General features: G+C 41.6%; 12 protein-coding genes. All 12 read right to left on the bottom strand.

Features of this window, described 5'->3' with window-relative positions; all coding sequences use genetic code 11:
* Positions 1 to 14 precede the first annotated feature (14 nt).
* A complete protein-coding gene (locus RHS_RS01880; RefSeq protein ID WP_027294109.1) occupies positions 15 to 290 on the bottom strand; it encodes a YabP/YqfC family sporulation protein in 276 nt (91 codons plus the stop codon).
* 43 nt (positions 291 to 333) lie between these two features.
* On the bottom strand, positions 334 to 891 hold the full coding sequence (locus tag RHS_RS01875) for a DUF2284 domain-containing protein (protein ID WP_047832186.1): 558 nt from the start codon (positions 889 to 891) through the stop codon (positions 334 to 336).
* A 211-nt stretch (positions 892 to 1,102) separates the two neighbouring features.
* Positions 1,103 to 2,095 carry a DUF4003 family protein gene (locus tag RHS_RS01870; protein WP_027294111.1) on the bottom strand — a complete coding sequence of 331 codons (993 nt, stop codon included), beginning with the start codon at positions 2,093 to 2,095 and terminating at the stop codon, positions 1,103 to 1,105.
* A 124-nt stretch (positions 2,096 to 2,219) separates the two neighbouring features.
* Positions 2,220 to 2,900: a hypothetical protein gene (locus tag RHS_RS01865; protein WP_044289372.1), complete on the bottom strand. Its 681-nt coding sequence runs from the start codon at positions 2,898 to 2,900 to the stop codon at positions 2,220 to 2,222.
* Positions 2,897 to 3,406 carry a flavodoxin family protein gene (locus RHS_RS01860; RefSeq protein WP_044296006.1) on the bottom strand — a complete coding sequence of 170 codons (510 nt, stop codon included), beginning with the start codon at positions 3,404 to 3,406 and terminating at the stop codon, positions 2,897 to 2,899. The genes RHS_RS01865 and RHS_RS01860 overlap by 4 nt, the downstream gene beginning before the upstream one ends.
* Before the next feature lie 4 nt (positions 3,407 to 3,410).
* Positions 3,411 to 3,974 (bottom strand): TetR/AcrR family transcriptional regulator, encoded by a 564-nt coding sequence (locus tag RHS_RS01855; protein WP_027294113.1) that lies wholly within the window; start codon positions 3,972 to 3,974, stop codon positions 3,411 to 3,413.
* A 236-nt stretch (positions 3,975 to 4,210) separates the two neighbouring features.
* Entirely contained in the window at positions 4,211 to 4,690 is a 480-nt protein-coding gene (gene rlmH / locus RHS_RS01850; RefSeq protein ID WP_044296004.1) for a 23S rRNA (pseudouridine(1915)-N(3))-methyltransferase RlmH, read from the bottom strand.
* Positions 4,691 to 4,696: 6 nt separating this feature from the next.
* Entirely contained in the window at positions 4,697 to 4,990 is a 294-nt protein-coding gene (locus RHS_RS01845; RefSeq protein ID WP_027294115.1) for a Dabb family protein, read from the bottom strand.
* 120 nt (positions 4,991 to 5,110) lie between these two features.
* Positions 5,111 to 6,499: an NADPH-dependent glutamate synthase gene (gene gltA / locus RHS_RS01840; protein ID WP_027294116.1), complete on the bottom strand. Its 1,389-nt coding sequence runs from the start codon at positions 6,497 to 6,499 to the stop codon at positions 5,111 to 5,113.
* A complete protein-coding gene (locus RHS_RS01835) occupies positions 6,499 to 7,389 on the bottom strand; it encodes a sulfide/dihydroorotate dehydrogenase-like FAD/NAD-binding protein (protein WP_027294117.1) in 891 nt (296 codons plus the stop codon). The genes gltA and RHS_RS01835 overlap by 1 nt, the downstream gene beginning before the upstream one ends.
* An 87-nt stretch (positions 7,390 to 7,476) precedes the next feature.
* Positions 7,477 to 10,347 (bottom strand): DNA translocase FtsK, encoded by a 2,871-nt coding sequence (locus RHS_RS01830; RefSeq protein WP_027294118.1) that lies wholly within the window; start codon positions 10,345 to 10,347, stop codon positions 7,477 to 7,479.
* Positions 10,348 to 10,365: 18 nt separating this feature from the next.
* A complete protein-coding gene (locus tag RHS_RS01825) occupies positions 10,366 to 11,241 on the bottom strand; it encodes an undecaprenyl-diphosphate phosphatase (protein WP_027294119.1) in 876 nt (291 codons plus the stop codon).
* Positions 11,242 to 11,624 lie beyond the last annotated feature (383 nt).

The following is an 11,624-nucleotide window of genomic DNA, read 5'->3' as shown; positions in this document are numbered from 1 at the left end:
GAGCCCCTCCTGGTTTATAAATAGTTTATCTGTTCGATATGTCCTCTCACTTTCAGTTCATCGCTGGTATAATACATAATTACCAGATGTTTTCCCAGAATCTCCAATTTACAGGTTTTAGTGGCTAACATAAGCCTGCTGTCCGTATATTCGATAATACCTCTATAATTTTCGATAAAGGCTTCCTCTTGTCCTGTAAGTGATACCAGTACTGCACCAAGAGTCAGGTCGTCTGGTATTTCCATTGCCTGGGTCATCTTATAATACAACGGCTTTTTCTTCGAACTCATATACTATTTTTGCCTTTTATTACACAATATATGAGAGAATTATTTACTTATACCTGTCAAAAAAAATCATTCCAAACCAGGTCACGGTAGTGCTGTCATAAAAGAAATCGATCTGACATTTTTCGGCGGATTCGGTTACCAGGATGCCATAACTTTCAATACAGGGAAACATTTTATCCGGGTGGCGGCAGGGAGCATCCGGATAAGTGCATTGTTCACAGATATGGCAGGATTCACTGGAAAGAGCCATGCAATCTTCATACATGCTGTTTTTGATATCCAGAAGCAACCCTCTGGTGACCTCCTCATGATCTTTGCGGGTAGCCAGGGTCTCTTTCAGTAAAGCGGTATCGCTGACCTCAGCCAAAGTGGTAAATAAAAGTGCTTTTCGATAGTTCAGGCATTTCCTGCTGCATTTGTCCACACTGCCTACTGCCGGCGGGCAGGACCAGGTTGTACCGTAGCATTCACATTCCTGTTGGCATATCTGCCTGACGTGATCTGAAAAAACCAGTTCTCTGGTGTCCAGAAAGCCGTATTGGCAGATGGGATAGGAAGCGATCAGCGCTTCCATTTTTTCTAAGTTACTGTTATCTTTCATGTATCTGATCTCCTGATTTATATTGTATATTTACATAGGGGGTGTATGAAAATGCAATCCGTCATCGGCACGCTCCCCTATGCGTTAGTCATTTGATTTCCCGTCAGAGGGGAATTTAACTTCTACAAGCCGTACATACTGCTGCAGGGAAAATCTCCCGTCATGGGTCATGCCCAGTTGTTTTGCGGACATTTCATCCCGGGTGTCCCTATCAGCACGATGAACTGGAAGCAGATGCTGCGGCTGCACTGGCAGCGGCTGCGGAAGCACAAAGTGCCGCCTGCTGTGCGATCACAAGTGATACCACTCCATTAAGTGCTGCCGTCTTCATAGGCTGTAACTCCGGCATGTAGTCACACATGGTCAGAATGCCTGCATACATCAAACGCTGCCTTGCGCCAATACCAAATGCACCGAACCCTTTTTGGGAATGAAGATAATCATCCACTTCCATGATATCCTGCGCCAGGGTTTTCACATCCGTATCTAACAGTGCCAAAACTCCAAGGGAAGCCAATTCGTAGCTTGTGCCGTATTTATGGCCGTGGGATTTCAGATATTCAAATAGTTCTATTGCCTTTGTGCACTTCTGCTCTGGAGATCCTTCACCCAGTGCAAGGATATGGCTTAAGGACTGTACGGCATTACCGGAATAGAAGTATGGTTTCAGAAGTGAGTAGCACCGTTCCATTTCCTGCTCTATATAGATATCATCTAGTTCGGAAAGGGCTAGCAGGGCAGCAAATGAGCTGTCTTCTCCCGATGTAAGAAAAGGATGTGCTTCTTTCATTCGATTATAAATCATTCTGGTTCTCTGGGTAATCTGTTCGTATTGCCGGGGCTCTGCCATATCCGATATAACAGATGCAGCTACGGTCAGGTATTCAGATCCCCAGAACACTTCCTTTAGCCTCCCGTAAATATCCAGTAATTGGTTCATTTTATACTCCGCGTTGGGAGAAAGGGAAAGCATGGTAACCGTTGCCATTTTCGATATGCCTCTGAAATTAGAGAGAAAACCAGTCTTCTCCCTCAGGAGATCCCGGCAGTCCTTCATTACTCCGGCATCTGCATGTATTCCTTTTATTGTATATAAGCTTGCACACAGTGGATAAATATAGGCACTTTCCCAACCGAATGCGTATTTTACAATATCTCTGTTTTCTATAAAAAGCTGACAGCGTTTCTGTAATTCATCTCTCATATTGTTTGCCTCCTGTATCAAAAATTGAATTGTTTTACATTCTACAGCTATTATACATTACCGTGTCAAGGAAGCCAATCAAAAAAAGCAGAAGTCTATCGTATACTGATAAACTTCTGTTTTTTTATGAATCAGACTGTTTAAATTTACATTGTTTTATCTGGTTTACCGCATGTCTGTGAATTTCCTTTTTCTTCAAACCATTTCGTTTAATCCCCTGTCTCCAGCCCATTTCTGCTGCAAATTTATAAGCAAATCGGGGAAATCCAGGAGATATATAAATATTATTTCTTGTTTTTCCGTATAAAATCATATCGGTAAAATGATCAAGTGAATGAATGATATTCTTCATAGGTCCATTATCTGCTGAAGATTTGCCCAGCATAGGAAGCATGCCGCCGCCGCCCACTCCAATGCCATATCCCCAGTCGGCACCTGCCTTTAGACACCAGCATTTTAAAATATCCAAAGCAATTTTGTTCTGGTTCCCTTCATAAAAACCACAGTTAGCGATTGCATATACCATTCGTTTTTTCTTTGGTATGTATCGTTTCAATACACTTTCCAGCTGAACCAGGCATCCGGTCATATGGGAAGGGAGTGCATCTATATAGAGTGGAAAAATGAATAACAGAGTATCACATTCACAAATATGGGTGATGGAATCTTCATCAAGTTCTTTTTTCCGCAGATGCATTTCTAGCAACTCTGCCTTCCCCGCAAAAAGAGTCAGAAGCTTTTGGTACAGGAATTCTGAGTTGCTGTCTTTGGTCTTGGGGCTACAATTTATCAGTGCAATTTTCATATCTCAGAGCCTCCTTTTATTTGATAAGGACTTTTTGAAAAAGTAACAGAGTTTAAGCTACAGTACAAATTAATGGAATTTGCTTTTAACAGTTCTTTAGCAATTTCCTTTTCCTGATCAGTGATATCTTCTCCGTAAAAGTGCACGTTCAGCTCTAACTCTTTTTGATAGCGCTGTCTGTGATGCATTTCACCATTTTTAATTACAAAATCAGGATGGAGGTAAGGCAGACTCCGATCTAATACATTTTTGACAAAACAGCTAAAGCCTCCATAACAACACTTACTGATGAGGGTTATTTTTTCACATTGTGAAATCAGATAACCCATGTCACCGTAGGCATCGCTGCGTATCATACAGGTGCCAGGTGTTTTTAACCAGCAGCCAAAGCAGCCAATGCATGGATGGATACTCTGGTCATCCCCAATAATCAGGGTATCTTTTTTTATATCCGGCATAAGTTTATGAAATTCTTCTTTCTGCAGATCATGAATTATGAGTTTCATATGTTTAAGTCTCCTTTCTGGACTGGTCTAAAAATGCTCTAAATGCCGCATCCGTTAAACTCTGTACATCCTCATAGGGAATATCCGCGGCTCCTGTAGCGATCATGGAAGCAATGCCGTGAGTATAGAGCATCATGTTCAGGTAAATTTTTTTTGATTCTTCCCTATTCAAATCAAGGGAATTCATAATGGATTCCGTAACATCATCTCTGGTACACTGTCGGATAATATCTTCAAAATTAGCAGCATTCATATATTCAGACAGATACAGAAAACGAAATAGAAACTTCTCATCTTTGGCAAATCCGATATGGCATTTGCCAATGGACGCAAAGTAGCATTCCTGTGATGCATTTTTTTCAATATACTGGCTTAAAAACTGCTGGGTATGGTCAAATAAATCAAGCATAAGCTCAGACATATTCTCATAATAACTGTAAATTGGCTGGACGGAACAGCCTGTCGCTTTCGCTACACTGCGTGCATTCACCGCTTCATGACCGCTATAACGCAGTAATTCAAAAGCGGAATCCAGAATTTTTTGTTTGGTTATTTTTTGTTTAGGCATAACACTCCTTATAAATAACAATAGTTATATAACTATTGTTATTATAATGGGTGGATCTGATATTGTCAATAGAAATGGAAATTGCATAATAAAAAAGCAAAAGTCTTTTCATTTCTGAAAATAACTTTTGCTTTCTGATCTTCTTTGAGTAAAAAATTTTCATAATTACTTCGTTGTTGTTCTTATCATGTAATCCTCTGCTATAGCATAATCTAAGATTTCATTTTATAAATGATTTATTTGTGATAGGGTTCATTTTGTATAATTCGATAGGAACGATAAATCTGCTCCAATAAAATTACCCGCATGAGTTGGTGGGGAAAGGTCATGTCAGAAAAACTGATCAGGCGGTCAGCTCTTTTTAATACCCGCTCATCCAGTCCCAGAGAACCGCCGATGATAAACATCAGATGGCTGTCACCGCCGATGCCAAGACGGTTGATTGTGTCTGCGAAGTCTTCGGAAGACATTTTCTTTCCCTGAATTGCCAGAGCAAATACATAAGTACCCTCTTTGATGGCTTTTAGGATACGTTCGCCTTCTTTTGCTTTAATCTGCATCTCTTCTGCTTCGCTTGCCCCATCCGGTGTCTTTTCATCAGCCAGTTCCAGAATCTCAAGCTTACAGTACCGGCTGAGGCGTTTGGCATATTCCTTAATTGCTTCTGTAAAATATTTTTCTTTTATTTTGCCTACGGTAATTAATGTTATTTTCATTGAGAATTAAAAGTCCAGGCAGGCACGGTTGCAGGTTACGCTTCTGACAAATTTACCGGCTTCTACATGTGCAGGATGAACGGTATAATTATTCAGTGCTTCTACGCTCTCATATTCTGCAATCAGGGCGATGTCACGGTTGCTGCTGTCAAGTTCATTCAGAACTACTTTTAATGAAATAACGCCTGGTATTACGTCTTTAAGAGGTTCCAGGACAGATTTCATTTTCAGCCCCGCTTCTTTTTTTTCATCTGCTGACATAGTTTCTATAAAATTCCAAAGTACAATGTGTTTTACCATAGCGATTGCTCCTTATGCTTTTTTGTTATTTTATATTTTCTAAAACTTTTATATTAGAAATGAGGGGGAAGGTACCGCTTCCGCCCTCATTCTATACATAATGATAATTGATTTTACCAACTATCTGTTTTTTAAAAATTCATCAATTCCCTTTGCTGCGGCTTTTCCGGCACCCATAGCAAGGATAACGGTAGCTGCGCCTGTAACGGCATCTCCGCCTGCGTAAACACCGTCTTTGCTGGTCTTACCGGTTTCTTCATCAGCGATAATACATTTACGTTTATTAATATCCAGACCGATGGTTGTGGAAGAAATCAATGGGTTTGGAGAAGTTCCAAGTGACATGATTACCGTATCCAGTTCTAATTCAAACTCAGATCCCGGAATCTCCACCGGACGTCTTCTGCCGGATGCATCCGGCTCCCCAAGTTCCATGCGGATACATTTCATGCCTTTCACAGCATCGTTTTCATCCACCAGAATCTCAATCGGATTGGTTAATAAATCAAAGATGATGCCTTCTTCTTTTGCATGATGTACTTCTTCTACTCTGGCTGGAAGTTCAGCTTCACTTCTGCGGTAAACAATATGTACTTCTGCACCCAGACGCAGAGCTGTTCTTGCTGCATCCATTGCAACGTTTCCTCCGCCGACTACTGCTACTTTTTTCCCACGTGCGATTGGTGTGTCATAATCTTCCCGGAATGCTTTCATCAGGTTATTTCTGGTCAGATATTCATTTGCGGAGAATACTCCGTTTGCATTTTCGCCAGGAATGCCCATAAACATTGGAAGACCTGCGCCGGATCCGATAAATACCGCTTCAAATCCTTCGTCATTCATCAACTCATCAATGGTTGTGGATTTACCTATAATAACGTTTGTTTCCAGCTTTACGCCAAGAGATTTTACGTTTTCTACTTCTTTAGCAACAACATCTGATTTCGGAAGACGGAATTCCGGAATACCATATACTAATACTCCGCCCGGCTCATGAAGGGCTTCAAATATAGTAACATCATATCCCATTTTTGCAAGATCACCGGCACAGGTAAGTCCTGCAGGACCGGAACCGATCACAGCTACCTTATGTCCATTGGAGGATGCCGGTGCAGGTGGTTTAACATCATTATCTCTTGCCCAGTCAGCTACGAAACGTTCCAGTTTACCGATGGAAACAGGTTCACCTTTGATTCCGCGGATACATTTTCCTTCACACTGGCTCTCCTGAGGGCATACACGTCCGCAGATAGCCGGGAGGGAACTGGATTCGGAAATAACGTTATAAGCTTCTTTTATATTTCCTTCTTTCACTGCACTGATAAATCCCGGGATATTGATGGAAACAGGACAGCCGGTAATACATTTTGCATTTTTACAGTTGATGCAGCGTACTGCTTCTTCCATGGCTTCGTCCTGATTGTATCCAAGACATACTTCTTCAAAATTGGCGGCTCTGACTTTCGGAGCCTGTTCTCTTACCGGAACCTTTTTTAATACGTCACCCATTATTTGTCACCTCCGCAATTTCCACATCCGCCATGATGTGTATCTCCTTCTTGCAATTTCAAGATTGCACGGCCTTCATCTGTTTTATACATCAGCTGTCTTTTCATGGCCTCATCGAAATTAATTAAGTGTCCGTCGAATTCAGGTCCGTCTACACATGCAAATTTTACTTCGTCGCCTACAGTTAAACGACAGGCGCCGCACATGCCGGTACCATCTACCATTATCGGATTCATGCTGACAACAGTAGGAAGACCCAGCTTCTTTGTGGTCAGACATGTAAATTTCATCATAATCATCGGACCGATTGCGATTACAACATCATATTCTTTTCCTTCGTTCTGAACGAGGTCTTCAATGACTTTTGTAACCATACCGCTTCTGCCGTATGAACCATCATCAGTTGTGACATAAAGATTGCCTGCAACTGCTTCCATTTCTTTTTCCAGAATTAATAAATCTTTCGTTTTTGAACCCATAATAACGTCTGCTGCAATTCCCTGTTCATGCAGCCATTTTACCTGGGGATATACCGGAGCTGTACCAACACCACCCGCTACAAATAAGATTTTTTTCTTTTTTACTTCTTCCAGGTCTTCTGTGCAAAGTTCAGAAGGCTGTCCTAAAGGTCCTACAAAATCTCTGAAATAATCTCCCGTCTGCATTTTTGAGAATTTTTCTGTGGAAGCACCTACGATCTGGAATACGATGGTAATTGTTCCTTCTTCTGCATCATAATCACAGATGGTAAGTGGAATTCTCTCCCCTTTTTCATCCTCTTTTGCGATGACAAATTGTCCTGGCAGACAATGTTTGGCAATTCTTGGTGCATCAACTACCATGAGAAAAATCTTGTCCGCAAGTTTTTCTGCTTTACGTATTTTGTACATAATCATCCTCCTATTTTTAACAGAGTCTTATAGGCTCTATTTTTTACCTCATTACTACTATAAAGCAAACCTATCAAAAATTCAATATTAAATGTACTCGTCAATGTAATTTTCAAATTCTTCCATTGACATGATAACTTTTCTGGGCTTCGTGCCTTCTTCTTCGCCAACAACCCCTGCTTCAGCAAGCTGATCCATAATACGGGCTGCCCTGTTGAAACCGATTTTGAATACGCGCTGCAGCATCCCGATAGAAGCCTTATCTTTTTCAATGATGAATTTTCCTGCATCTGTAAAATAAGCATCTACTTCGCTGCCGCCGGAAGAACTGTCGTTAACAGCCTGCTGGACTTTACTGATCTGCTCTTCTACCTCTTTGTTATAATCACCGCTCATATTCGTCTGAGCGAGGAATTCTACCACATCACCAACTTCGGAATCGGAAACAAAAGCACCCTGAACTCGTGCAGGTTTTTGATATCCCTGTGGATAAAAGAGCATGTCACCTTTACCCAGCAGCTTTTCAGCCCCGTTCATATCGATAATCGTTCTGGAATCCACACCGGATGAAACGGAAAATGCTATTCTGGACGGCATATTCGCTTTAATCAGACCGGTGATTACATTGACCGAAGGACGCTGGGTCGCTATGATCAGATGAATTCCGGCAGCACGCGCCAGCTGTGCCAGACGGCAGATGGAATCTTCTACTTCTCCCGGTGCCACCATCATAAGATCTGCAAGCTCGTCTACAATGATAACGACCTGAGGTAGTTTTTCCGGCTTATTTTCATCCTCTATATCTGCAACGGATTCAATTTTTGCATTATATCCCTTCAGATCCCTCACGTTTAGATCCGCAAACTTTTTATATCGTTCGGTCATTTCAGCTACGCCCCAGTTCAGAGCTCCCGCTGCTTTTTTAGGGTCGGTTACAACAGGAATCATCAGATGAGGAATTCCATTATAAACACTTAACTCCACGACTTTAGGATCGATCATAATGAGTTTCACATCTTCTGGCTTCGCTTTGTATAAAATACTCATGATAATGGTATTGATACAGACGGATTTACCGGACCCGGTAGCCCCTGCGATCAAAAGATGGGGCATCTTTGCAATATCCGTTACAACTACTTTTCCGGCAATGTCTTTACCGGCAGCAAATGCCAGATTGGAGGGATGATTCTTAAAATCATCTGATTCCAGAAGCTCTCTTAACATAACAGCACTGTTTTCATGGTTTGGAACTTCAATACCAACAGCAGATTTGCCAGGTATCGGTGCTTCAATTCGAATATCAGCTGCAGCCAGATTTAATTTAATATCATCTGCAAGATTTACGATACGGCTGACTTTTACACCCTGCTGAGGGGTTAGTTCATATCTTGTTACAGAAGGCCCGCAGCTAACGTTGGTTACTGTTACGTCAACACCAAAGCTGTGAAGAGTAGTCTGTAGTTTAATTGCTGTTTCACGCAATTCTTTGTCTGTATCGCCATTCTTTCCTCGTTTTGGCTTTTTCAGCAAATCGATGGATGGGAATACATATTGGGGTTTTACAACCTGTGCGGTTATTTCCATTTCCTGCTCTACCGTTTGGATTCCCGCCTGTACTTCTGCAGGAGAAGATTTGGAGCTCCTGTTCACTTTGGCCGGAGGAGCTGCATCTGGAAATTTAAGTTTCGGAACCGTGATATCCGGCATTTTTTCCTCTTCTATAGGATCCATTACCGGTGACGTTTCAAAAACAGGTTCCGGGGTAGGAGCAGGTTCGTCTTTCACATCAAAAATAGACTCGTCTATTACCGGTTCCGTATCTGTTATATCGTCCGAATTATTGTTTGTAATCACAAAATCAATATCAGAAGATTCTTTTTCGATTTCTGTCTCCGGGTTGCCCGGTTCGGAATCCATGATCGTAATACCACCGCTGCTGTCATTAGCAGGCGCTGCTGTCTCACTGTCATTACGCTGTATTGTAAAGTCAATCTGTGCCATGGCCGGAGACGGGGGAACAGACGGTATTACCTCATGTATTTCATCAAAGGTATTGTCGCCGTTCTGCAGTGCCGTATCCATACTCACTCCTGATATCTTCTTACCCAGCCGTTTACTGGCTTTAGTACTTCGCTTCCCGGCGGCTGCTTCTTCCCGTGGTTTTACCACTACGCCCGCAGTCTCAGCACGGATTTGATCCAGTACTTCTTTTAACTCCTGCTGTTTCTGCTGATCTCTTTGCATATCCCGCTGTTGTCTTTTTGCAGCGGAGATTTCTTTTCTTCTGGAAGCATCTTTTCTTGCGTTTTCATAAACTCTGCTGGTTTTGTTTTTCATACCCGCAAATAAAGAACGCTCAGTGATTAAAACAATACAGATCAGCATCAGAATGATGATAAGCACATAGGCGCCTACGATGCCGATAGTTGGGCAAAATGCCTTGCAGAGCAATCCGCCGGCAAGACCGCCACCGGTCTTATACTTAGAACTGAATTGGTAAAATTCGAGAATTTTTTTCTCCGGATCGTAACTGTTTACGATTAATTCAAAAATAGAACACAGAGCAATTAAAAATGCGTATACAGCTGCCGTTTTTCTCCATGCGGCTGAATTTTGTTTGTTAGAAATGATGAATGCTGTTGTAAAAAATAAAATAAATGGAACGATATATGCCATAAAACCAAACACACCAAAAAAAAGGGAACTGATTTTCTGGCCAAGAGAACCCCCGAGATTGAAATTACTGATTAAGATAATTACGGAAACTGCCAATATCGCCCACAATATAATTTCATCCCGAAGTATGGCACCTGGTTTGTTATAAGACTGTTTCCTGGAAGTCTGTCTTTTGTTTTTGGTCTGTGGTTTTCTTCCGTTTGTCTTCTTCGCCGTACTGGTTTTTCTGGCGGTGCTTCCTTTCTTCGTTCCGTTACTGGTTCTTTGCGAATTCGCAGTCATGAATCTGTCTCTCCTTACTTAAAATACAAAATGCGCAACAATTGCAAATATACCTACTGCAAAGCAATAGAATGCAAATCCTTTAAATTTCTTCTTACGTACTACTACAAGCATAGTTTTCATACATACATAACCTACTACACCGGCAACAATAGCTCCAATCAGGTAAATACCAAACTGGGAAAAAGTAATTGTTTCTTTTCCAATATCTTTTAGTTCCAGAACTGCTGCCCCTAAAATAGCAGGGATTGACATAATAAATGAATATTTTACAGCAAATTTCCGGTCAAACCCGCTTAAAAGACATGCCGCAATTGTGGTTCCGGAACGGGACAGACCAGGTAGAGTAGCTATTCCCTGGCAGATACCGATAATAAAACCATTGGAGTAGGAAACTGTTTTTGGAATTTTATGACCGTCTTCTGAAATATCAGATACCAGCAAAAGAACTCCGGTCAGCAACAGACAAACACCCGGAATTACCAGTGTCATACTTGCTGCGGCAACCAGACTTTTGGCGGCATAGCCAATAATTCCGGTAGGAATCGTAGATACGATTACAAGCAAAACAAATTTACGATAATTGTTATGTACTACTTTCTTGTAGCGAAGTGCATCATCGTGTTTCCGATTGTGCAGAAAGGTTTTCCCATTTTGAAAAGAATCCATGCACATGCAGATTGCTTCCACAATCATTCTCAGGATATCTTTTCGATATACGATGAAAACTGCGACTAACGTACCTACGTGAAGCAAAATATCAAACAACATTCCTCCATCTGTTTTGATGTGGAATACGTTTTGTAGAATAGCTAGATGTCCCGAACTGCTGACTGGCAGAAATTCCGTAATCCCCTGTACCAGTCCCAGCAGGATAGACTCTAATATTGACATAACCATTTCTCCTCTTCGTCCATTTCCCCGCTACTGCAAAGAAGAACTGTATCTTATATTTTTTATATAGTGTAAACATTTTTATTATAGCGCTTAATTATAGCATATATTGAGAGAATTTACAATGAAGAAAATTTAGAGAGGAGGTGTGCTGAATATAGACGCTTTGTAGATATAGGTAGTGTTCGAAAAGAGAAGGGGGCGGACCATGGCAGGCGTTTGGAAGGCTTACCGCAGAACTGGCATTTTCTAACCTTCCCGGAGTGCTTTTTGGCGGCACGCGGGCATTCGCTCCGAAATCCTGATGCATTTCGCAGCTCAGTGCCCGCTTAGTATCCGATGGGAGCCAGTCGAATACTATCCGACCAAAAAAACACTCCGGA

Source organism: Robinsoniella sp. RHS, assembly GCF_001029355.1.
In the GTDB taxonomy this organism is placed as follows: domain Bacteria; phylum Bacillota; class Clostridia; order Lachnospirales; family Lachnospiraceae; genus Robinsoniella; species Robinsoniella peoriensis.
The sequence above is the reverse complement of the archived record's forward strand: the minus strand, read 5'-3'. Positions and strand labels throughout refer to the sequence as shown.